Raw genomic sequence first — 22,600 nt, 5'->3', positions numbered from 1 at the left:
CAAATGAAAACTTCCCGGACCCCTCAGACGGACGCGCAAACCACCTGTGAGGGTAAGATGACCAAAGAACATGACTCCACACATCATCTGGCTGCCGATCAGTCTGATTTTGAGCGTAAGCAGACAATCCGCAAATGGGTCGACGGAAAGATGCGCCGATGGGCAGGGCGCGGCATCGCAGGCGGTCTTGGGTCGACACTTCTGGCCCTGCCCGCCCTGGCGCAGGCCACTATTGAAGAGCTTTATGCCTTTCAGTTCGCCGAAACGATCCCCGGGGTAAGGTCGGTCAAGCTGTTGGACAATGGCGACGTTTTGTTGAAGCTGGCCGATGGGCGCAAACTGGTCGTTGACGCCGAGAATGTACAGGTCCTGGACAGCGGCGCGATCATGATCGCAGAAGGTGCCGTGGCTGAGATTGCCCAGTTCAGTCTGGCTGAGGCAGGTGGCGCTGCAGCTGCCGGTGGGGGTATCGGCAGTGCCGGCGCCGTTCTGGGCGGTCTGGGCTTGGCCGGTGCCGCTGCCGCCGCCGGAGGTGGCGGCGGTGGAGGTAGCGACAGCGATGACGCGGACACGGGCGGGGCCGTGACCCCACCGCCCCCGCCTCCACCCCCCGTTCCCAGCAATCCGCCGCTCAATCTGTCGGATGTGCAAACCAATGCGCTCAGCAGTGAGCAGTTGAGCCTGTCACCGCCGGATGGGACCGAAACGGTTGAAGTGACCATTGGAACCGTGACCAAAATCGTCACCCCGGCTGCCGACGGATCTTGGAGCGTGTCGCTGACCGCAGCCGAAGCCGCCAGCCTCCCCCAGGGTGACCAGACCGTCACTGTTCGCAATCTGGACGCGGATGGTGAGGAGCTGTCTTCTGAAGCGATCATCTTTGATGTGGACACGATTCCTCCGGCCCTGACAGTCTCGGGTTTCTCAGACGGTGCGGTGATGAATGCCGCTGAACAGGGTACCGATCTGACGATTACAGGGACGACAGATGCAGAAAACGGTCAGACCGTTACCGCAACAGTCAACGGGCAGACCTACACGGGCACTGCATCGGGCGGCCAGTGGAGCGTGACAGTTCCGGCAGCAGATCTGGCAGCTCTGACCGATGGTGCAACCATCGTTGTCACGGCTGATGTTACGGATCAGGCAGGCAACCCTGCAGCTCAGGCCAGTGCCAGCTTTGATACCGATTTCTCGGCTCCGACAGTGTCACTGGACCCGGTCGCGGGCGGGTCTATCGAGTTGGTCGATGTCAGCAGCGATCTTACTGTGACCGGGTCGACCTCAGCAGCTGATGGCGAGGCGGTGACGGTCACGTTCAACGGTCAAACTTATCCGACCACGGCTGCTGGCGGGGCCTGGAGCGTCACCATCCCAAGCGCCGATCTCAGCGGACTTTCGACCGGTGTGCCCGCAGCGGTCAGCGTCACTGTGTCTGACGCCGCAGGCAACGTCTCGGTCCCTGCCGCGGCCTCGGTTCCGGTTGATCTGACCGGCCCTTCCATTGCCGTAACGCCTCTGTCTGTTGGTGGTGTTTTGAACGCAGCGGAAACAGGGTCGAACCTGACTGTCGCTGGCACGACGAGCAATGTGCAGGATGGCCAGCAGGTCACAGTGACCCTGGATGGCCAAACCTATACGGGCTCTGTCTCGGGCGGCGCGTGGAGCGTCACCGTGCCTGCGGTTGATCTGGCAGCATTGGCCGACGGCAGCAGCTTCACCGTAACCGCAGATGTCTCGGATACAGACGGGTTGGCCGCCCCTCAAGCCAGTGTCGCGCTGGCCAAAGACGCAACCGCCCCAACCGTATCCGTCGACACATTGTCTAGCGGCTCGGTTCTGAATGCCTTCGAACAAGGGTCGGACCTGTCCATCTCGGGTGCCACAACGGCAGAGGACGGTCGAACCGTGACCGTCACGGTGGACGGTCAGACCTATACAGGTACGGCGTCCGGTGGTGCCTGGTCCGTGACCGTTCCCGCTGCGGACTTGGCAGTCTTGGCGGATGGCGCCACAATCGCGGTTACAGCAGATGTTTCGGATACTGCTGGCAACCCGGCGGCGCAGGCCACCACCAGTTTTGATACGGATTTCACCGCGCCCTCAGTGGCCATCACGGGCGTTTCCGACGGCGCAGTGATGAACGCTGCCGAGCAAGGCACCGACCTGACGGTTACAGGCACATCTGATGCAGCCGACGGCACAGTGGTCACAGTTGAAATCGCGCGCCCGGATGGCACTGTTGATGTCACCGGAACGGCGACAGTCAGCGGTGGCAGTTGGACCTATACCGCCCCTGCGATGGACTTGACCACGTTGCAAGATGGCACCAGCTACGAGGTTGAAGCATCGGTTACGGATGCGGCGGGCAATAGCTCTCAGGCCAGCGTCAACCTGAACACCGACTTCACGGCGCCAACGGTGACGCTGGATCCGCTGCCGGTAGGGGCCGAGCTGGATATTTCCGAACAGGGCAGTGACCTAAACGTCACCGGCACAACCACAGCCGAAGATGGGCAAGTGGTGACCGTCACATTGAATGGTCAGAGTTATACTGGCACAGCGTCTGGTGGCACATGGTCCGCAACGGTGCCCTCATCCGACTTGAGCGCCTTGTCCGACAGCACGGGCTATACGGTTGAGGCCAGTGTGACCGATCAGGCAGGCAACGCGGCAACGCCGGCGACAGCATCTGTCACAACGGATCTGCGCCCGGTTTTGTCGATCAACCCTGTCGCGGCAAACAACGCAATTTCGATTGCGGATGCGCAAACGTCCGGCGTCACCGTAACCGGCACATCCATCGGGCTCAGCTCGGGGCAGTCTGTGGATGTTTCCTTGAACGGAAGTCCTGTCGGCACCGCAACTGTTGGCGCAGATGGCAGCTGGTCGCTGGCGGTTGCCGCATCGAACTTTTCCTCTTTCGATGCAGGCGATGACCTGGATTTTGCGGCGGATGCAACGGTTTCGGGCGGGCCCGATCCGTTGACAGCCACAGACGAGAACGCCGCGCATGAACCCGCCGCTTATGTCATCACCCAGGCAGGGATCAGCGGAAACACTGTCACGTTTCAGGTCTATGCCGATCCTGATCAGGACTTCTCGGGCGGTCTGGCGCTGAATATTGATCTGGGGTTTGACCCATCCGTCGTTTCGTTTGACACCGGGTCCGACGTTGCCAACGGAGATTTCCTGTCTCTGTTGACGAACCCAGTCAGCGCGTCCGTCGTCCGCTTTGCCGGATTTGGATTAAGCTTCAATGACCCGACCCAACCCATGCTGACGTTCGACATGACGGTTCTTGATCCCACAAAACCTATCGAACTGACCGTTACGACGGCCGATGGCGGGGACAGTATGGTGCAGTTCGGAACCAACGGCGCCGATACTTTGGTTGCCACAGACGTTGACAACTTTATCCGGGGCCAGGGTGGTGACGACACCATCGATGTGACTGGTGCCGGGCGCGACACCGTTGTGTTCGAAGCCGATCCGACCGCCAACGGCGTTGACACGGTCACCGGGTTCTCATTGGGGGCCGAAGCCCAAGCGGCAGATGCAATCCTGTTCAGCAACCTCAATGTTTCCGACCTGCGCGGCGACGGAACCGGCGTGGAAACACTGGCCACGGGGGATGCCATTGGTGCAAACACCGGCGTTGTTGGTTTGACGACAGTTCTTGGCGATTTGTCGGACAGCAGCATTGAGACAGCGGTTGAAAGCCTGACCGGTACACAGGCTGGCGACGAAATCTACGTCCTCGCCACAGACGGGACCGACAGTGTGCTGGTCAAGGTCGATTATAGCGCGCCAAACTCAGCCTCGGTTGAAACGGTCGCTCAGCTGTCCGGGCTGGATGACCTGAGCGGGTTGACGACCGACAACATCCTGCACACCGATCCAACCGGTGCGACAGCGTAAGGATCAGTGGGGCTGCCCCGGCGGCCCCACCCACCGCAGGGGGCAAGAATGAAATCGGTTCCGGTCAGCCAGTCGCGTCACGGGTCGCTCTACTGGAAACGTTATACCTCTTATGGGTTTGCAGCGCACCGAACGGAGTGTCCTGTCGTCCTCTCGGAGGTCATGCAAGCCGCTGCAGCTTTTCCTATTGTGTTTCAGCATCGTGGAACGTGCATCGAGCCTGTTGCGTTGTTGTCTCTGACTGCGGACATGCCCATGCCTTTTGTTGCGGCGGATGGATCGTGGCTTTCGCAGTATGTGCCCTCTGATCTTCGATGCTACCCGTTTCGGGCGCTACCTTATCCTGCAGGTAAATCGACACAGTTCCAGCTTTGTATCGACGAGGCATCAGGGCTGCTGAGCCGCGATCCGCAAGACGAAGCATTTTTTGACACAGCTGGAAAACTCACACCGACCTTGCGCGGCGTACAACGGTTTTTTCAAGCCCAAGCCTGGGCCGCTCAGCAAACCCGTGCTCTTTGCGCGCAGATCGAGGAATTGGGGCTGCTTAAACCCTGCGCGTCTCATGACAAAATTGCTCTTCCGCCGAAAACGCAGCGCCTTGACGATGCGAGATTGGCCGCCCTGCCCGACAGCGCAAAACTGGATTTGTTCGAAACCGGCGCATTGGCGCTGCTCCAGGCTCATCAGGTTTCGCTATCCCACATTGCGTGGCTGGCGCGTGCCCAACAGCAGATTTCACAGAAGGGATACACCGAAAATTCAGACATTTCCGGTTTTCTCTCTGCAGTAGCAAATGCTCAGAACGACGATTCCTTCGGAACCTATGGGGTGTGAAACACCTATGTTAAAACTTGATCGCAAATGTGGAGTTCTACCGCTTTTTCTCGTCATTGCCATTGTGCAGGGGTGTACACCGGCACCGAGCCTGACCGCCGTAGAAACATCCTTGGCCAGTGGGTCGATAGGGGCCGGAGCCAGTCAACCTGCCCCCCAACTTGCACAAAGCCAGTTTGGTCAGCAAATTCGCAAGGCGATCGAGACAAGTCCGGATCTCGCACAAAATGCGACCCGGCTTACCATCGCACAAGCCAATCAGGACGCGGCCAGAGGGGCGTTCCTGCCGCAGGTCTCTATCGGTGTGAATGCGCGGTCTGAGAGGATCGACTCTGACACCGCTGATGTGACCCCGTTTCTGCGCGTCTCGCAACTCGTCTACGACGGGGGTGCCGCAACCAATGACTTGGCCGCAGCCAAAGCCCGTGTTCTGGAAGGCCGTGGAGAGCAGCTGCAAACGGCTTCGGCTGTCGCTTTGTCAGCAATCGAAGCCTATGTGCTGGTGCTTGACCGGCAGAAGATACTTCAAATCCTGACGCAAAACGTCGCCGTTCACGAAGAACTGGTTCAGCAGATCACAGAGCGATCCGAACAGGGTGCAGGCTCAACCGCCGACATGTTGACGGCACGGTCGCGCATGGCCGACGCACAGACCCGGATGGCAGACGCCAAGGCACGTCTGGATCGCGCAAAAGCCCAGTTTCATGAGGTTTTCGGCCGCCCACCCGGCGTGCTTCCTGCCCCCGTTCCCGCCCCGAACCTTGCACGCACGGACAGTCAGATTGTTTTGGACAGCCCGCAGGTTCGACGCGCCGATGCGGCGCTTCTGACTGCAAAAGCCGAGCAGGCAGCCGCGCTGTCACGCCGTCAGCCAGGTGTTCAGATTGCAGCTTTCGCCGACCGTGATGACGACAATGACGCAAATTTCGGGGTCGATCTGTCGCTCAACTATGAAATTGACAGCACCGGCCAACGCCGCGCCAATATTGCCGCCGCCGAAGCCCGGGTGAAAGAAGCGGAATTTGCCAGGGATTCTATCATCCGAGCCATCCGCCGCGAGTTGGAATTCGTGCGGTCCGATCAGACCGCAGGCGCTGTGCGTCTGAACGCAGCCCGGATTGCCGTTCAGGCCAATGCAGACAGCGTTGCTGCGGCGCAGGCGCAATTTACCATAGGCCGACGCAGCCTGATCGAGATTCTGGACGCGCAGCGTGACTATGTGAACGCTCAGGAGCGGCTGATCCTGGCGGAACAAAACTTCTTTCTGACCAATTATGCAGCGCTCAGCCTCACAGGTGACATTCTGGATTTACTGGGTGTATCGATCGGACGCTGGAGTGACACCCCATGACCCCGCAACGTGTTCAAAGCCCCGCCCTTTCGCCACTTGAATCCTGCCTGTTGCATGTTGCGGCGCAGATGGACTGTCCCCTGACTTTGTCGGCGCTTTATTCGGCGCAAACCGGCGCAACGGACAGTCTAACCCTGCGCGATGCAATCGATGTGGCGCGAAAGGCTGGTTTGCAGGCTGGGTACGGCCAGCAGAAACTCAGAGAGTTTGATGCAAGCCTCGCTCCTTCCCTGTTGATTTTGGAGGATGGCGGGGCAGTTGTTTACCACGGCCGAACTCCAGACAACCAGTTGTTGATTTTCGATCCGAATTTCGGCGAAGGCGTTAGCGCCGTTCCCGAAGACACCCTAGGTAAGACGTATTCCGGCTATGCCATTCTGTTTCGCCGCAATCACCAAAGCGATGTTGCAGAGGCCGGCACACCATCCTCAGGCCATTGGTTCTGGTCCGCGATGGCTGCAAACCGGTGGTCGTATACGCAGGTGGTTCTGGCCGCCGCACTGGCAAACCTGTTGGGTTTGTCCACATCGATTTTCATAATGGTCGTCTATGATCGCGTGCTCCCAAACGAGGCCACCGAGTCCCTGATTGCCCTGACCGCAGGCGTCGGCATCGCACTGGGGTTTGACTTTATCCTGAAATTGCTGCGCGCCGGGTTCATCGACCGCGCCGGGCAAAAAGCTGACATGCAGATGGGGCGCCGCGTTTTCGATCAGGTGCTGAACATCCGGATGAAATCCCGCACTGGTTCGACCGGAGCCATGGCCAGCACCGTCCGCGAGTTTGAAACACTGCGAGAGTTTTTCACCTCGGCCACGTTGGTCGCTTTGGTAGACCTGCCGTTTATCGCGTTGTTTGTGTTTGTCATCCACCTCGTCGGGGGGTCATTGGCCTTGATCCCCGCGCTGGCTGTGCCGGTAGTGTTGCTGGCCGGCATCGTCGTTCAACCCATTCTGGCGCGTTTGGCAGAGCGCAGCTTTGCCGATGGCCAGTCCAAACAATCTGTTTTGGTCGAGACTGTGTCGGGTCTTGAAACGATCAAAACCACCGCCGCTGCCAGACAAATGAAATCCCGTTGGGAAGACGCGATTGAACGCCAATCCTCGCATGGCGCACGCAGTCGAATGGTGACGCAGTTTGCCCTGAACCTGACCGGGTTCACGCAGCAGGCCGCTCAGGTTCTGATCGTATTCTACGGCGTTTTTCTGATCGCTGACGGTGAGGCAAGCATGGGGGCCCTTGTTGCGTCGGTGATGTTGACCGGTCGGGCTCTGGCCCCTCTTGGACAGTTGGCGCAGACGCTGACCCGGATCAATCAGGCCCGCAGCGCTTATCGCAACCTGAACGCGCTGATGCAGGCCGAAAGCGAGAGGCCTTTTGGGCGCAGCTGGATCAGCCGGTCAGATATCGAAGGGCGTATCGAGTTCAAAAACGTACACTTCGCCTATCCGGATCAGCCCGAGGACACATTGTCCGGGGTGTCTTTCTCGATTGAACCCGGTGAGAAAGTGGCGATCCTGGGCCCGATTGGCTCGGGCAAAAGCACAATAACCCGGCTGCTGCTTGGGCTTTATGAACCACGATCCGGGTCCGTCCTGTTGGATGGTCTGGATATCCGCCAGATTGACCCCGGCGATTTGCGGCGCAATGTGGGATCGGTCCTACAGGATATCTGGCTGTTCTCGGGCTCTGTGCGCGAGAATATCAACAGCGGGGCCGTCCGTCCGCGGGAACAGGACTTGATCTACGCGGGACAGGTCTCGGGTGTTGAAGGTTTCGTGGCACAGCATCCCCTGGGCTATGATCTGAAACTGGCCGAACGCGGCGAAGGCCTGTCGGGCGGGCAACGGCAGGCTATTGCGATGGCCCGGGCGTTGATCGGACACCCACCTGTGCTGTTGCTGGATGAACCGACCAGCGCAATGGATGTCAAAACCGAGGCCGAGGTGATCCGACGGCTCAAACAAGCGACCCAGGACACGACTATGGTGGTTGTCACGCACCGCACCAGCCTGTTGGAACTTGTCGACAGGGTCATTGTGATCGAAGGCGGGCAAGTGGCGACAGACGGACCCAAAAGCATACTGACACGGCACGTCCGCAAAGCGAGAGGGCATCTGAATGTCGCAGCATCCTGACCTGAACACGCTGGCCCGTGAAATGCGGGGGCGCTCGCCAGTACGCGGATCAGTGCTGTTGCTGGCCATCGCGGCCTGTCTGATTGCCTTGGGCCTGTGGGCGCATTTGACGGAATTGGATGATGTCACGCGTGTGGATGGACGGATTGTGCCTTCGGCGGACATACAGGTGATCGAAGCGACAGAACCCGGTGTATTGAAGTCACTGGAGGTGCGTGAGGGGCAGATTGTCGATCAGGGCGTGCTGTTGATGGAGTTTGAGACAACCCAGATCGACAGTCAGTTCAGCCAGGAACAACAGCGCGCCTTTGGACTGATGGCCAGGATACAACGGCTGGATGCGGAAATTGCCGGCACTGAGTTGACCTTTTCACCGGAATTAATTGCCGGAGCGCCCGAGGTCGTGCGGTCTGAGACGGCTTTGTATCAGGGGCGGCAGGCCGAGCTATATGCCGAAGTTGCGATCTTCGAACGTCAACGGCAGCAAAGGCAGCAGGAATATGAAGAGGGGCTGGTCGAACGCGTCACCGCTGAGGAAACACTCAGCCTTTTGGCAGAAGAACGCGCGATGATGGAGCCTTTGGTCGAAAAGCGTATGGAGCCCATGACCACCTTGCTGTCACTCCGCCGGGGGGAGGCGGAATGGGAAGGGCGCAAAACCCGCGCCGTTGCGGCCACCAACCGTCTGAAAACCGGTCTGGACGAAATTGACGACCGGATTCGGGCAACCCGCAGCCGGTTTCGCAGTGCTGCCCTTACCGATCTTGCACTGGCAACAACCGAACTGGCCGCTCTGGAACCGGTTCTGCCAGCGCTTCGCGACAGGGCCGACCGGGCACAGGTGCGGTCTCCGGTTCGTGGAATCGTCAACCGCCTGCATCGGACAACAATCGGCGGGCTTGCCCGCAGCGGAGAGGAGCTGGTCGAGATCGTTCCCCTAAACGATACGCTACTGGTTGAGGCCTATGTGCGCCCTGAAGACATTGCCTTTTTGCACGCCGGGCAAGCGGTCAAGGTCAAGATTACCGCCTATGATTTCGCACGCTACGGTGCACTGAACGGACAGATTATGCGGATCGGAGCCGATACGATCACAAGATCCGAACGTAACGACGAAGAGGTCTTTGTGGTGGAAATCGAGACCAGCAACTCGATGCTGGATGCGGATGGTGTCGCGGTTGAAATCATCCCCGGCATGATTGCCGAGGTTGATATTCTGTCTGGCCGAAAATCGGTTCTGGACTACCTGCTGCAGCCTGTAGTCAAAATCAAGGACAGGGCATTGCGTGAATGAGGGTGCCCCACCGTCTTTGCTAGCCTGATTGGGCGGCAGCCTCTTTCGCTGGCTGTTTGAACTGATGGTCGAACAACTGCCGGAACACACCATCCTTTTCGATCAGCGTTTCAAGATTGCCCTCTTCCAGAACCTGGCCTTCCTGAATAACAACGATCTTGTCCGCCTCAAGCACAGTGGACAGACGGTGAGCGATCACGATGGTCGTCACGTTTTCGGTCAACCGGTCCAGGGCCGCTTTGACCAAAGTCTCAGATTCGGCATCAAGCGCGCTTGTGGCCTCATCCAAAAGCAGAATTTCAGATTTCCGCAAAATCGCACGGGCAATGGCGAGCCTTTGTTTTTGCCCACCAGAGAGGAAGGCGCCGTTCTCGCCGACTTGTGTATTGTACCCGTAGGGCAGGTTCTCAATGAACTTATGCGCATGTGCTGCGCGCGCTGCCTCCATCACTTCTTCGTCTGTGGCCTCCGGTCGCGCATACCGCAAATTGTCCATGACCGTTGAAGAGAACAAAAAGGTCTCTTGGCCGACATAGGAAATCTTTCGACGCAGCGAGGCAAAGCTAATGCCCAGCAAATCCTGACCGTCGATTTCAACCGCACCGGAAACAGGGTCGTAGAACCGCATGATCAGGCCAAAGATCGTTGATTTACCACCACCCGACTGTCCGACAAGCGCGGTTGTCTTGCCGGCTTCAAAAGTCAGGTTCATGTTCGAGATGACCGGCTTACCTTCAGTATAACCAAAGGTCAGATCCCGCAGACGAATCTCGCCTGCATCCGTGACCAGCGACTTGGCATCGGGGCTTTCCCTCATCGGGTCTTCTTCGTCCAGAAGCTGGAACATCATCTCAATCGGAATCAGCGTCGTCTCAATAGAAACGCGCATTTTTGACAGCCGTTTTGCAGGTTCGTAAGCCATCATCAGAGCGGTGATAAAAGACATCAGCTGACCTGCAGATGTCGGTTCGCTGCCGCCGAAGCCGATTGTGCTGATAATCAGAATCCCCGCGATTGCGAAACCGGCCAGACACTCCATCAACGGACTGGCAATCGACTGCAGTTTGGCGATTGAATTCGCGCGGGCTTCGACCGAGCGGATGGCACCGTTCATGCGGCCTTCCATATGTTCTTCAAGGCCGAAAACCTTGATGATCGTGATGCCGCCAGACGTTTCCTGAAGAACCTTGATGATCTCGGACAAGGCCATCATCTCGGATTTCATGATCGCCTTGACACGTTTCAGAAGCATTCGGACGCTAACCAGAGCAACCGGACCGACAACGAAGAAAAGTATCGACAAAAGCGGCTGCTGATAGACCATGACGATGATCAGGCCAACCAACGTCAGCAGGTCGCGCACAAAGCCGGTCACGATGACATCGACCAGCCGCCTGGCCGCCTGCGCACCCTGCGTGACCCGCATCAGCAACCCCGAGGATTCGTTGCGCGAGAAAAACCCGACACCCCGCTTGATCAGCTTGGCAAAAAGGCGCTCTTGCTGAACGGCGATAATCCGGTTCCCGGCCCGTGCAAGAAAGACGCCCTGCACATAGGATGCGACCGCTTTGCTAAGGAACAGCCCCATGACAGCGGCGGCAATCAAACCCACTTTTGACCGCATTTCCGGCTCGGTCATAGCGTTGACGATGTTCTCCATCATCCATGCGGTGCCCGCCGTCGTGCCCGCAACAACAACCATGGCGATCATCGAGATGCCGTAGAGCCAACCCTGGCTGCGGAGGCTTTCGAACAGCAAGCGTCCGATATGGCCGTTTTTCCATTTGGCCCAGGTTTTCTTGATCATATTACGTTCCAAAACCTTTAGCAGTTTCGATGCATGCCAGCTTTATGGTTTTACCGAAATCCCAATCTGTACCGCTAAGTATAGATCAGAAGTGATGATGTTAGTTATTCCTGACCACCCCAAGAATCCATAGGTTGAACGCAGATAATCAGGGCATTGTGTCGCCCCTGACATCAGGTCTTTAAGCTTTCGGCAATTTTTCTACTTAACATTATGTATCCAAGATATAATTTAAGGATGAGGGCACCGAAACCCTTTCATTATCTCGCCAAAGATAGGCGCATTATTGCCACTCGACATCCCCCAGAAAGATATACCCGGCCCCGTATATTGTCTTGATCAGGCGCGGATTCTTGGGGTCTTCGCCCAGTTTCGTGCGCAAACGCGAAATGCGCACATCCATCGCCCGGTCAAAGCTTTCGCCTGCCGCGCCACCCAATGCCTCTTGCATCTGGGCGCGACTGATCAGGCGTTTTGGGCTTTCCAGAAACAGGCGCAATACTTCGCCTTCCGCGTGGCTGAATGGTGTTTCCTGACCGGTGCCATCAATCAGAAAATACCTGTCGAAATAGGCTGTCCACCCGTTGAATCCGGCCACGTCAGACTGTGACATTTGAATGCGTGGCGCACGTAGCCTGGCACGGATGCGGGCAACCACTTCGGCCGGGTCGAACGGCTTGGTGATGTAATCGTCGGCACCAAGTTCCAGCCCCGTGACGCGATCCTGAACCTGCGCGCGCCCCGAGATAATGATCACCGCCGCGCCCTGTTCAAGCGCCAGACGGTGGACAAGGGCCAGGCCATCGGTGTCTGGCAGAGACAGGTCTACAAGGCAGACATCGGGTGTCACACGTTTTAACGCCGCTTCGAATTCCCGCGCGCGGGCAAAGCTTTGGGTGCGAAACCCGGCATCCTCCAGCGCATCGGTCAGAACACGTCTGATTTCGGGCTCATCATCGACAATGGTGACCAGGGGATCGGACATCAGGCGGCCTCGGCTTGGATGACGGCAGAAAGCTGCGCTTGGGTAAACGGTTTGCGCAGCACCGGAGCCAGCGTCAGCGCCTGCTGGTGCAGCGGGTCAGACAAGGGCAATGAGGTCATCAGAACGCGCGGCAGCGCCGGCTTGAGCTGTGCCAGCAGGTCCAGCCCGGTCCCCTGCCCCTCCAACCGAATGTCCGACAGCACAAGGGCGATGTCCTCAATATCGGCGGTCAGGGCCAGCGCCTCGTCGGCCGAGGTCGCTTCAATCACCGAAAATCCGATGTCTACCAGCATATCGCGGAACTGTCCCCGCAGGTCTTCATTGTCCTCGACCAGCAAAACAAGACCCTGCCGGACCGCGCGGGCCGGACGGTAAGGCAAGCGCATAGCCACGGTTGCACCGAGGGGGTTGTTACGCAGGCTCAGATCGCCGCCCGCCAGTTTCACGGTGTCGTAAACCATGGGCAGACCCAGCCCCGATCCCTGGCTGCCCTTGGTGGTGAAAAACGGGTTCAGCGCCTTTTCCAGGGCTTCTTTGGCAAACCCCGATCCAGTGTCTGAAACCGCGATCTCAACCCAGATATCACCAATCTTATGGGCGCTGATCGTGATCTGGCCCGTTGCACCACAGGCGTCACGCGCATTCAGCACCAAATTCAATAGCGCGTCCTGTACCATCCCTGGATCCAGCATCAGGGGTTTGTCGGGCAACGTATTGACCACGGACAGGCCTACGCCGCGCGGCAAAGAAGGCGAGGCGAGAATGCGCAAATCCTCCAGCAAGCCTTTCATATCGGTCGCCTTGGGCTGAAAGGTGCGGTTTCCGGTCATGTCCGCGATCCGGTTCAACAACTGACCCCCGCGCCGGGCTGTTTGTTGGGTTGCGGCCACCAGTTCGCGGGCCTCCTCAGGCAGGGTCATCTTGTCCAGACGCGACTGCATGCCCAGTATGATTGTCAGCAGGTTCGAGAAATCATGCGCGATCCCACTGGTCATCTGCGCCGCCATCGCCCTTCGCCGGGTCTGTTGCAAAGCAACGCGGGCCTGCGTTTCCTCGGTGATGTCAACAGACAGGACATACACCCCGCCCTCTCCATCGGATGAGAACGACACACGAAGACGGCGGGAATCCTGATCCTCGGTAAATTCGAATACCGAGGCTTCGCCATCATAAGCCTTCTGCAAATGCGGCTCGACCCGCGTAAAGGCCGAAGCCCCCAGCGCCTGAGAGATATGCATGCCCAGAATGTCCGAGGGCCGGCCCGGCATGACGGAACTGAGCCTGCGGTTCGAATAATCATACCGCCCGTTCCGGTCCAGATGGGCGATATGGGCCGGCATCATCTCGGTCGTCATGCGGGTGCGGGCTTCGATCTCGGTCAATTGGCGCTTGGCCTCTTCCAGCGCGGCATTGGCGGCTGCCAGTTGCCGGTTGGTGGCCGAAAGCTCTTCGGCGCGGTCCAGAAGCTGACCGGACAATTCCTCGGACCGGGCGCGCAGCAGGGCCTCGGCCTGTTTGGTGTTGGTGATGTCGGTATAGACCGAGACCCAGCCCCCTTTGGGCAGCGGCGCACCCTCGACCGAGATAACCCGGCCATCTGCGCGCAGACGTTCCATGTAGTGCGGCTCGAACGTCAGGGCCTGTTGCACCCGCAGGGCGACGATCTCATCGGCATCGGCATCCGTGCCATATTCGCCCCGTTCCGCCAGGTATCGGATTGTGTCCTTGAACAGCGCGCCCGGGCGGACCAGATCATCGGGCAGGTCAAACATCGTTTGGAACGGCCGGTTGCTGACCACAAGCCGCAACTTGCTGTCATAGATCGACAGCGCCTGTCCGATCAGGTTCAGACCGGCGGTTGTCATCTCTTTTACATGCTGTTCGGTTATGTCCAAAGGCGCCCTCTCTGCCCCATATGCCTAGCACCTGATCTGTCACAGGTGTAGAGGGCAAAGGCGCGACACATGGCAACCCGTACCGATCAATACCGGGGTTTCGACACCGGCCCCTGCGCGGTGATCGAATGCAGCGACAGGGTGTGATCCATGTTCCGCATTCGGTGGCGCAACATTTTGCGCCCCAGCCGGGCAAGATCGGTGGCATAATCGGGGTTGGCGGCGACGTTTTCCAGCTCACCCTTTCCCTGATGATCAAACAGAAGGGGCGGCAGGTCAGCGGCAAACTCGACCAGTGTAAAGCGGTCGTCACGCAGAATGCCCAGACACGAGTCGCTGTGGCCGGTTCCAAGTTCCTGTTGCCAGAGGCTTGGCCTTTCCGGTGAGCCAAAATCCAGCTCGCTGAACGAATAGCTGCGCCAATCGTCGGGGGGGTTCCCTTGCAACAAGGGGATCAATGAGCGGCCATCCATGGCATTCGGGATCGCAATCCCGGCCCAGTCCAGAATTGTGGGGGTGATGTCGATCGACTCGGTCGGGGCCGAGATCACCGCGCCCGCCCTGTCCTGATTGCCGGGCATGCGGATCATCAGCGGCGTGTGATAGGCGGCGTCATAGACCGACATTTTGCCCCATATGTGATGGTCGCCCAGCATCTCTCCGTGATCTGCGGTGATGACAAGCAGGGTGTCATCATACTGGCCGCTGTCTTTCAGGAATTGCACAACCCGACCCACGTGATGATCCACTTCGGTCGCCAGCCCCAAATAGATCGCGCGCAAGGTACGCAGATTTTCCGGCGTGGGTTCGACCTGATCAAACCCTTCCACAAAACCCGACGCGGTTTGCTTATCCATTGCGGGCCCATGAAACGGATGCTGCGCGCGTTCTTCTGCGGCCTGTTCAAAGGCGGTTGGCAGAGGCAGACCCGCAGGATCGTACATATCGTTATAGGGGGCCGGGGCCACCAGCGGGGGGTGCGGCCGGATATAGGTCAGATGGGCAAACCAGTTCTGATCCGTGAAGGCAGCCATGCTGTTCAGGAACGCATCGGTCAGAAACGCGGTATCGCTGTCTTCGGCGCGGTAGAGGGCGGGATCGTTCAGCCGGGGCGTTGCCCCCGTTGGCGAGACCGGTTTGAAGACATCCCAGTATTCGCCAAACTCATAACCCTGCCGCATCAGGTGGGACCGCCAGGGATAGGATTCCTCAAGCCGCATCTCGACAACCTCGTGAAACCCGGCCATCGGAGATTCATAGGATTTCAGGATCGGATCACCCGCATCATAGGCGCGCGGGTCGGCAGAGGTGTCCGTGTACCCGAACAGCATCGGCAGATAACCGGCCTTGCGCATCTCGCTGGCGATGGTCGGCGCATCGTGGCGCAAAGGCGTGCCGTTCCGAACAGACCTGTGATTCATCGCATATTGGCCGGTCAGAATCGACGCGCGCGACGGCCCGCAGGGATTGGTGACCGAGAAATGCCGATCGAACGTCACCGCCTCGGACATAAAGGCCCGCAGGTTCGGCAGATCGACATGGTCCGCCAAAGCCCCTTTCAGGCAATCGGCCCGTAATTGATCAATGATGATAAACAGAACATTTCCGGGCTTTTGCATATGATCGACCCTGATTTCAGAAAACCGTTTCTGCTGCGATCTTTGGCCTGCTTTGTGCGTTCGGGCAACCTTTTCATAGTGTCGCATTGTAAGCGCCGATCACAGTGTAACACCCGGAAAACGCTGGAATGATTATGGTAGACCATCGAATATCCGGCTGGCGAACCCAATTTGTCACACCACCGCTATTGTACGCGGGCAATTTCCCGGCAATCTGCAAAAACCCGTTGCAGCGCAACGCGGTTTCCCCTCACATACGGCCATGACGCAGCCCATGATACACCCGGATGATGACGCAAACGGCCTTTGCCTGCGCATTTCGGGCGAGATGCTGACGCAGTCTCTGGAACGTGTCGAGCACGCCTTTGCCAGCGTGCAGCCCAAAGGCGGGACTGTCACGCTCGACCTGTCAGAGGTCGAAGCAATGGACACTGGTGGTGCATGGCTGGTGGCCGATCTGGCACAGCGGGCGCGGGCTGCAGGGGCCGAGGTGCAGTTCAAAGGGTTGAACCCGGCGCAATCTGCCCTGTTGGACACCGTGTCGCGCAACATTCCCGAGGACCCCGGAACCCCGGCCGAACCCCGCAGCTTTGTGGATTGGGTCGCCAGTGTCGGCGCCCGTACGGTTGGCGGCTGGAAGGACACGCTGTCCATCCTTGGGTTTTTGGGGCTGACATTGCACCGGCTGGGCCGGACCATCGTGATGCCATGGCGGCTGCGTAAGGCGGCACTGGTCTCTCAGATGGAAGAGGTGGGGTTCAAAGCCATTCCGATTGTCGCCCTGATGGGGTTCCTGATCGGTGTCGTTCTGGCCTTTCAGGGGGCCACTCAGCTGAAACAGTTCGGGGCCGAGATTTTTGTGGTCGAGCTGATTTCGATCTCAGTACTGCGCGAGCTAGGGATTTTGCTGACAGCGATCATCGTTGCGGGCCGGTCCGGGTCGGCCTTTACGGCCTCGATCGGGTCGATGAAGGTGCAGGAAGAGATCGACGCCATGCGCACGCTGGGTCTGGACCCGGTTGAGGTGCTGGTAATCCCGCGCGTCGTGGCCTTGTTGATCATGCTGCCTATCCTTGGGTTTATCGCCGACATGTCCGCCCTGATCGGTGGCGGTCTGATGAGCTGGATCGATCTGGACATCAGCCCCGGCATGTTCGTCACCCGCCTGAAGGAAAGCACGGGGATCTGGCATTTTGCCATTGGCATGATCAAAGCCCCCTTCTTTGCGCTGGTGATTGGCGTGATCGCCTGTTGGCAGGCGATGCAAGTCAAAGGCTCGGCCCAGAGCGTGGGCCAAAGAACCACGGCCTCGGTTGTGCAGGCGATTTTCATGGTGATCGCGCTGGATGCGCTGTTCTCGATCTTCTTCTCGGTGCTGGAGGTCTGACATGGACGGAACCGTGCTGGAACAGACCGCAGACACCGCCGCGCAACGCGAGGCGGTGATCCGCGTGCGCAACCTGACCAACCAGTTTGGACCGCAGGTGGTGCACCAGAACCTCAACCTTGATGTTTGGAGGGGTGAGGTGCTGGGCATCGTGGGCGGCTCGGGCACCGGAAAATCGGTCCTGCTGCGGACGATTGTGGGGCTGAACAAACCCGCTGCCGGCAGTATCGAAGTGCTGGGCGTCGATGTGCTCAACGGCCCCGAGGAAGAACGACGGCGCATCGAAAAACGCTGGGGCGTTGCGTTTCAGGACGGAGCGCTGTTTTCGTCGCTGACGGTGTTGCAGAACGTCATGGCCCCGCTGCGCGAACATACCGGCATCAGCGAAAAACTGATGTGCGCCTTGGGCAGTCTCAAGATCAGCCTTGTGGGCCTGCCACAGCTGAGTTGTGGCAAGTTCCCCTCGGAACTGTCGGGAGGCATGCGCAAGCGTGCCGCGCTGGCCCGCGCGCTGGCACTGGACCCCGAGATCGTGTTTCTGGACGAACCTACCGCCGGTTTGGATCCGATCGGCGCAGCGGCCTATGACGACCTGATCGGTGAGCTGCAGCAGGCCCTGGGTCTGACCGTGTTCATGGTCACGCATGACCTGGATAGCCTTTACGCCATTTGCGACCGGGTCGCAGTGCTTGCAGAAAAACGCGTTCTGGTTGAAGGACCGATTGAAGAAATGACCAAAGTCGATCATCCTTGGGTGCAGGAATACTTCACCGGCCCCCGGGCGCGTGCGGCGCAAGAGAAGGGGTAAGACAGGTAGAGGCCATGGAAACCCGAGCAAACTATATCCTGATCGGCGCATTCACCCTTGCGGGTATTCTGGGTGTGTTCGGCTTTTTCCTCTGGCTCGCGAAATTCGAAGTGTCGCGCCAATACGCCTATTACGATGTTTTGTTCGACAATGTGTCTGGCCTGTCGGCGGCGGCCGGTGTCAGCTATAACGGCCTGCCCGTTGGGCAGGTCATCTCGCTGACTCTGGATGACGATGACCCGTCCAAGGTGCGGGTAAAGATTGAGGTCGACGCCGACATTCCCGTGACCGAAGACACCATCGCCCAGTTGCAATCGCTGGGCGTCACAGGCGTCAGCTATGTCGAATTGTCGGGCGGGTCCTCCAGCGGAAAGCGTCTGGAACAGAACAGCGTGATCAAAAGCAAACGCAGCACAATCCAGTCCCTGTTCGAAGGTGCACCGAAAGTGCTGGATGAGGCGGTCACGCTGCTGCAAAACCTCAACGCGGTTGTGGACGATAAGAACCGACAGGCTGTCAGTGACATTCTGGACAACGTCGCCTCGGCCTCGGGCAAGCTGAACAAAACACTTACGGATTTTGAGAACCTCTCGACGGATTTGGGGGGGGCCGCCAAAAAACTGGGCGATTTCACCGATCGTCTGGATCAGTTGGCGGATACAGCGGAAACGACACTGACCACCGGCACCGATACGCTGAAAAGCGTAAAGACAGCCTCAGAGGCCGCAACAACGGCACTGAACAGCGCCAATACCACCATTGAAACAGCAGAACGCGTCATTCAGCAGGACATCCGCCCCGTGATCGACAAGGTGGGGACTTTGGCAGACAATCTGAATAGCCTGTCCGGTGAGGCGGATGTGGCAATTGCCACAATTTCCGAGACGTTCCTGAACGCCAACAAGACGCTCGGCTCGATCACCGGCGCGATGGAGACCGCCAAGGGCACGCTAACCTCGGCTGAACGCGCGTTTGACTCGGCCAACAAGGTGATCAACGAAGATATCGGCGCGGTGATGAATGACATTCGCACCGCCGCAAATGAGGTATCTTCGACCGTCAAGAACGTCACGGCCCGGATTGACGACATCTCGGCTGATATTCTCAACGCATCCAAGTCAGCCTCGGAACTGCTGGGAACCATCGACGGGATCGTGCAGGATAACCGCCGGCAAATGTCGGATTTCCTGCGTGTGGGTCTGCCGCAATTCGTCCGGTTCATCGAAGAATCCCAACGTCTTGTCATCAGTCTGGACCGGCTGGTCGACAAGGTCGAACGTGATCCCGCGCGCTTCCTACTTGGAACGCAAGCATCGGAGTTTCGCCAATGATCAGGTTTTTTCTTTTGGGTCTCGCCCTGGCAACCTTGGGGGGCTGTGCGGGTCTGGGAACGCTGCGGCAGGCCTCCAAGCCGAACGACCTGTATCTTTTGACACCGAAAAGTACGTTTTCCTCGTCACTGCCGCAGGTCAAAAAGCAGATCGTCGTGCAAGAGCCGACGGCGACAGCCGCGGTGAACACCGACCAGATCGCCATTCAGCCCACACCATTGCAGGTTCAGTACCTGCCCCGCGCCCGCTGGGTGGACCGGGCGCCGTTGATCGTTCAGGCCCTGATGGTGGAAAGCTATGAAAACAGCGGCAAAGTAGCGGCCGTCGGGCGCTCAACGGTCGGGCTGCGTGCAGACTATGTGATCGCCCCGGATTTGCGAGAATTTCAGGGCCAATTGATCAGCGATGAGAACGGCAACCAGACCATCCGTGTCGAGGTGCGGATCAACATCAAGATTATCGATGAGTTCGAAGACAAGATCATCGCCTCGGATTCCTTCCGCGAATATGTCATCTCTCCCAGCGACCAAACGCCCGATTTGGTCAATGCTTTTGATGAGGCCCTGGGCAGAACAATGCGCGACTCGGTCGAGTGGAGTATCCGCAAGATCAACACCCATGCGGCGAACAACCCACGCCAATTCTGACCTTGGCCTGCCCGTCACCTCATCAGAAATGCGTGGCCGAGGCCATTTTCCAATCGGCCGCAAACGCCTCGGGCACCGTGTCGGACAGCAAAGCGCCGGTGTCGATTAAGGTGTAAAGCTCGGCATACGACCATTCCCGCTCATCCGCCGTACGGCGGCGGATATCGCCCGGATGCAGTTCTGCCACTTTTTCTTTACCCATTGCGCCCAAAAGCTCGCGAAAGCTTTCCAATGTCGCGTCATGATAGCGATGCACGCGTTTGCGTTTTTGCGGCACATTCACCGCGCGGCCCCTTATCGGGTCCTGGGTTGCCACGCCTGAGGGGCACCGGTTTGTGTTGCAATGCAGGGCCTGGATGCAGCCCACGGCAAACATCATCGCACGCGCGGCGTTGCACATATCGGCCCCCAGCGCGAATTTCTCGACCAGATCATACCCTGTGGCCACTTTACCCGAACAAATCACCCGGATTTTGCCGCGCAGCCCAACACCGCGCAGGCAGTTGTTCACAAAGATCAGCGCCTCGTTCAATGGCATGCCCAGACGGTTGGTGAATTCAACGGGGGCCGCGCCAGTGCCGCCCTCGGCCCCATCGATGGTGATGAAATCCGGCAGAATACCCGTCTCCAGCATTGCCTTGCAGATCGCCATAAACTCGGACGGTCTGCCGATGCAGAGCTTGAAACCAACGGGTTTGCCCTCCGACATCTCACGCAGGTGCTGAACGAAATGCAACAGCCCCGTTGGTCCTTCAAAGGCAGAATGAACGGGCGGAGAGATCACGTCCTGATGTTCGGGAACACCGCGGATTTCGGCGATTTCCTTGTCGACCTTTGCAGCAGGCAGCACGCCGCCATGGGACGGCTTTGCCCCCTGGGACAGTTTGATCTCAATCGCTTTGACCACGTCCTTTTTGGCCTTTTCAGCGAACTTGTCCTTGTCGAACCCGCCCTCAGACGTACGGCAGCCAAAATACCCGGTGCCGATCTGCCAGATGATGTCGCCCCCCTCGGCCAGATGGTGCGGCGAAAGCCCGCCTTCGCCTGTGTTGTGGGCAAAGCCGCCATCCTTGGCCCCGCCATTCAGCGCCCGGATGGCATTTGCACTCAGCGCACCGAAACTCATGGCGGATACGTTCAGGCGGGACGCATTGTAAGGCTGTGTGCATTGCGGACCGCCGAGCATGATACGCTCTTCGCTTTCGTCGACATCCTTGGGCGCCAGCGAGTGATTGGCCCGGTGATAGCCCACCGTATGAATATCGTATTGGGTACCAAAGGCCTGCGTATCCACCTGCCCTTTGGCACGTGAATAAACAAGGCTGCGCACGATCCGGTTATAGGGCCGCCCATTTTCATTGGTTTCCACGAAATACTGTCGGATTTCGGGGCTGACGAATTCCAGCATATAGCGGAAATGGCCCAGAACCGGATAATTGTTCAGCACGTTATGCTTGGTGGTCAGCATGTCATAAAGGCCGATCACCGCATAGGGGATCAGGATGAACAACAGCCAATGCGCGGGTGACCAGAAGAACCCCAAAAGCAAGACCACAGGCAAGCAAATGCAACTGAGAAAGTAGTAGAGTCTGCGTACAACCATTTCGTGCTCTCCCAATGTTGCGCCAAACCAGCTTGGTGCAAGGGTGGATCAGTTCAGCGTTTGATTGCAAGCGTTTGTGCTGTGCCTCACGCAATTGGGCGGGGTCGTGAGAATAGGTCTGAATCTGGCGGCTGTTGATCCGGCGGGCGGCAAAATGTATGCCAAAACAAAGGCGAAGCAGGACAGGATGATTGGCCGTGACACAGACCCGACCCTCTGTCCGCACCACAGTGTTAATGTTCGTTGCCGTTTTTGCGGGTGGCGCTGCGGGGTCGCTGCTGCGCGAGGCGTTCTCGGCGCAAATACCTGGCGCCGCGGTGCTGACGGCCACGTTCGGTATCAATGTCATCGCCTGTTTCGTCCTGGGATGGTTGTATGCGATACGTCACCGGGTGCATGCCCATGTACTGCATCTTGGGGCCGTCGGATTCTGCGGAGGGTTGTCCACCTTTTCATCCTTTGTTGCCGAACTGGACCGAATGGCCCAGACGCATCTCTGGACAGCAATCTCTGCCGCCACCGCAGAGATCATCGCGGGTCTGGCTGCGGCTGTCTTGGGTGAGGCTATCGGGCGCCGCCTGCACCGGGAAAGGTCCGCAGAATGAGCGATCTTTACCTGCACGCCATGTTCGGTCTGGGCGGCGGTCTGGGCGCGGTGCTGAGGCATTGGATCGCCCTGCGGGTTCATCACAGCCTGCCCTTTGCCACCCTGATCGTGAATGTTCTGGGCAGCCTGCTATTAGGGCTATGGATCGGGTATCTTGGTGGCGCCGTGGACCTGACTGCGCAGGAGCAGCGTCTGGTCTTTGGATTTTGCGGCGGGTTCACCACGTTTTCCAGCTTTGCCTACCAGTCGTTAGAGTTGCAGCGCGAACGAACGATCCTGTTTGCGGCGGGGAACATCCTGCTTAGTTTGGGTTTGTGCTGGCTGGCGTATTGGGCGGGGTTGGTTCTGACCCGCCTATAGACCGGCGCTG

16 protein-coding genes are annotated in these 22,600 nt (G+C 58.6%); 11 read left to right on the top strand and 5 right to left on the bottom strand.

The window, feature by feature from the left end:
* Window positions 1–57 precede the first annotated feature (57 nt).
* Genes ACR0J5_RS13000 through ACR0J5_RS12980 form a run of 5 tightly spaced genes read left to right on the top strand, consistent with a single transcriptional unit; the run spans window position 58 to window position 9,541 of the window.
* The gene (locus ACR0J5_RS13000; protein WP_480653993.1) at window positions 58–3,921 is read left to right on the top strand and encodes a beta strand repeat-containing protein; all 3,864 of its coding nucleotides are present in this window, start codon (window positions 58–60) and stop codon (window positions 3,919–3,921) included.
* Window positions 3,922–3,969: 48 nt separating this feature from the next.
* The gene (locus ACR0J5_RS12995) at window positions 3,970–4,758 is read left to right on the top strand and encodes a SapC family protein (RefSeq protein ID WP_480653991.1); all 789 of its coding nucleotides are present in this window, start codon (window positions 3,970–3,972) and stop codon (window positions 4,756–4,758) included.
* A complete protein-coding gene (locus ACR0J5_RS12990; protein WP_480653988.1) occupies window positions 4,718–6,109 on the top strand; it encodes a TolC family protein in 1,392 nt (463 codons plus the stop codon). The genes ACR0J5_RS12995 and ACR0J5_RS12990 overlap by 41 nt, the downstream gene beginning before the upstream one ends.
* Window positions 6,106–8,247: a type I secretion system permease/ATPase gene (locus tag ACR0J5_RS12985; RefSeq protein WP_480653987.1), complete on the top strand. Its 2,142-nt coding sequence runs from the start codon at window positions 6,106–6,108 to the stop codon at window positions 8,245–8,247. The genes ACR0J5_RS12990 and ACR0J5_RS12985 overlap by 4 nt, the downstream gene beginning before the upstream one ends.
* The gene (locus ACR0J5_RS12980; protein WP_480653985.1) at window positions 8,231–9,541 is read left to right on the top strand and encodes an HlyD family type I secretion periplasmic adaptor subunit; all 1,311 of its coding nucleotides are present in this window, start codon (window positions 8,231–8,233) and stop codon (window positions 9,539–9,541) included. The genes ACR0J5_RS12985 and ACR0J5_RS12980 overlap by 17 nt, the downstream gene beginning before the upstream one ends.
* 19 nt (window positions 9,542–9,560) lie before the next feature.
* On the opposite strand, the gene ACR0J5_RS12975 is transcribed toward ACR0J5_RS12980, so the two are convergent.
* From ACR0J5_RS12975 to ACR0J5_RS12960, 4 genes are all read right to left on the bottom strand, one after another.
* Window positions 9,561–11,348 (bottom strand): ABC transporter ATP-binding protein, encoded by a 1,788-nt coding sequence (locus ACR0J5_RS12975; protein WP_480653983.1) that lies wholly within the window; start codon window positions 11,346–11,348, stop codon window positions 9,561–9,563.
* A gap of 283 nt (window positions 11,349–11,631) precedes the next feature.
* Complete coding sequence (locus ACR0J5_RS12970) at window positions 11,632–12,333, bottom strand: response regulator transcription factor (protein ID WP_480653981.1); 702 nt, start codon at window positions 12,331–12,333, stop codon at window positions 11,632–11,634.
* Window positions 12,333–14,198, bottom strand: a complete 1,866-nt coding sequence (locus ACR0J5_RS12965; RefSeq protein WP_480653979.1) for a PAS-domain containing protein — start codon at window positions 14,196–14,198, stop codon at window positions 12,333–12,335. Before ACR0J5_RS12965 ends, ACR0J5_RS12970 begins: the two co-directional genes overlap by 1 nt.
* 116 nt (window positions 14,199–14,314) lie before the next feature.
* Window positions 14,315–15,847, bottom strand: coding sequence for an alkaline phosphatase family protein (locus tag ACR0J5_RS12960; protein WP_480653977.1), 1,533 nt, complete (start codon window positions 15,845–15,847; stop codon window positions 14,315–14,317).
* A 262-nt stretch (window positions 15,848–16,109) separates the two neighbouring features.
* On the opposite strand from ACR0J5_RS12960, the gene ACR0J5_RS12955 reads away from it, so the two are divergent.
* Genes ACR0J5_RS12955 through ACR0J5_RS12940 form a run of 4 tightly spaced genes read left to right on the top strand, consistent with a single transcriptional unit; the run spans window position 16,110 to window position 20,020 of the window.
* Window positions 16,110–17,234, top strand: coding sequence for an ABC transporter permease (locus tag ACR0J5_RS12955; protein WP_480653975.1), 1,125 nt, complete (start codon window positions 16,110–16,112; stop codon window positions 17,232–17,234).
* Between the two features lies 1 nt (window position 17,235).
* Window positions 17,236–18,042 carry an ABC transporter ATP-binding protein gene (locus ACR0J5_RS12950; RefSeq protein WP_480653973.1) on the top strand — a complete coding sequence of 269 codons (807 nt, stop codon included), beginning with the start codon at window positions 17,236–17,238 and terminating at the stop codon, window positions 18,040–18,042.
* A gap of 14 nt (window positions 18,043–18,056) precedes the next feature.
* Window positions 18,057–19,373, top strand: a complete 1,317-nt coding sequence (locus tag ACR0J5_RS12945) for an MlaD family protein (protein ID WP_480653971.1) — start codon at window positions 18,057–18,059, stop codon at window positions 19,371–19,373.
* The gene (locus tag ACR0J5_RS12940; RefSeq protein ID WP_480653969.1) at window positions 19,370–20,020 is read left to right on the top strand and encodes an ABC-type transport auxiliary lipoprotein family protein; all 651 of its coding nucleotides are present in this window, start codon (window positions 19,370–19,372) and stop codon (window positions 20,018–20,020) included. Before ACR0J5_RS12945 ends, ACR0J5_RS12940 begins: the two co-directional genes overlap by 4 nt.
* Before the next feature lie 22 nt (window positions 20,021–20,042).
* On the opposite strand, the gene ACR0J5_RS12935 is transcribed toward ACR0J5_RS12940, so the two are convergent.
* Window positions 20,043–21,623 (bottom strand): FMN-binding glutamate synthase family protein, encoded by a 1,581-nt coding sequence (locus tag ACR0J5_RS12935; RefSeq protein ID WP_480653967.1) that lies wholly within the window; start codon window positions 21,621–21,623, stop codon window positions 20,043–20,045.
* A gap of 197 nt (window positions 21,624–21,820) precedes the next feature.
* Between ACR0J5_RS12935 and ACR0J5_RS12930 the strand changes: the two genes are divergently transcribed.
* Window positions 21,821–22,228, top strand: coding sequence for a fluoride efflux transporter FluC (locus ACR0J5_RS12930; protein ID WP_480653965.1), 408 nt, complete (start codon window positions 21,821–21,823; stop codon window positions 22,226–22,228).
* The gene (locus tag ACR0J5_RS12925; RefSeq protein ID WP_480653963.1) at window positions 22,225–22,590 is read left to right on the top strand and encodes a fluoride efflux transporter FluC; all 366 of its coding nucleotides are present in this window, start codon (window positions 22,225–22,227) and stop codon (window positions 22,588–22,590) included. The genes ACR0J5_RS12930 and ACR0J5_RS12925 overlap by 4 nt, the downstream gene beginning before the upstream one ends.
* Window positions 22,591–22,600 lie beyond the last annotated feature (10 nt).

The sequence above is a fragment of the Ruegeria sp. BE1 genome (genome assembly GCF_056538885.1).
This window is presented reverse-complemented; position numbering and strand designations above follow the sequence as displayed.

Coding starts and splice junctions, on each gene's coding strand:
- ACR0J5_RS13000 (WP_480653993.1), top strand. CDS start 58: ATGACCAAAGAACATGACTCCACACATCATCTGGCTGCCGATCAGTCT.
- ACR0J5_RS12995 (WP_480653991.1), top strand. CDS start 3,970: ATGAAATCGGTTCCGGTCAGCCAGTCGCGTCACGGGTCGCTCTACTGG.
- ACR0J5_RS12990 (WP_480653988.1), top strand. CDS start 4,718: ATGCTCAGAACGACGATTCCTTCGGAACCTATGGGGTGTGAAACACCT.
- ACR0J5_RS12985 (WP_480653987.1), top strand. CDS start 6,106: ATGACCCCGCAACGTGTTCAAAGCCCCGCCCTTTCGCCACTTGAATCC.
- ACR0J5_RS12980 (WP_480653985.1), top strand. CDS start 8,231: ATGTCGCAGCATCCTGACCTGAACACGCTGGCCCGTGAAATGCGGGGG.
- ACR0J5_RS12975 (WP_480653983.1), bottom strand. CDS start 11,348: ATGATCAAGAAAACCTGGGCCAAATGGAAAAACGGCCATATCGGACGC.
- ACR0J5_RS12970 (WP_480653981.1), bottom strand. CDS start 12,333: ATGTCCGATCCCCTGGTCACCATTGTCGATGATGAGCCCGAAATCAGA.
- ACR0J5_RS12965 (WP_480653979.1), bottom strand. CDS start 14,198: ATGACAACCGCCGGTCTGAACCTGATCGGACAGGCGCTGTCGATCTAT.
- ACR0J5_RS12960 (WP_480653977.1), bottom strand. CDS start 15,847: ATGCAAAAGCCCGGAAATGTTCTGTTTATCATCATTGATCAATTACGG.
- ACR0J5_RS12955 (WP_480653975.1), top strand. CDS start 16,110: ATGACGCAGCCCATGATACACCCGGATGATGACGCAAACGGCCTTTGC.
- ACR0J5_RS12950 (WP_480653973.1), top strand. CDS start 17,236: ATGGACGGAACCGTGCTGGAACAGACCGCAGACACCGCCGCGCAACGC.
- ACR0J5_RS12945 (WP_480653971.1), top strand. CDS start 18,057: ATGGAAACCCGAGCAAACTATATCCTGATCGGCGCATTCACCCTTGCG.
- ACR0J5_RS12940 (WP_480653969.1), top strand. CDS start 19,370: ATGATCAGGTTTTTTCTTTTGGGTCTCGCCCTGGCAACCTTGGGGGGC.
- ACR0J5_RS12935 (WP_480653967.1), bottom strand. CDS start 21,623: ATGGTTGTACGCAGACTCTACTACTTTCTCAGTTGCATTTGCTTGCCT.
- ACR0J5_RS12925 (WP_480653963.1), top strand. CDS start 22,225: ATGAGCGATCTTTACCTGCACGCCATGTTCGGTCTGGGCGGCGGTCTG.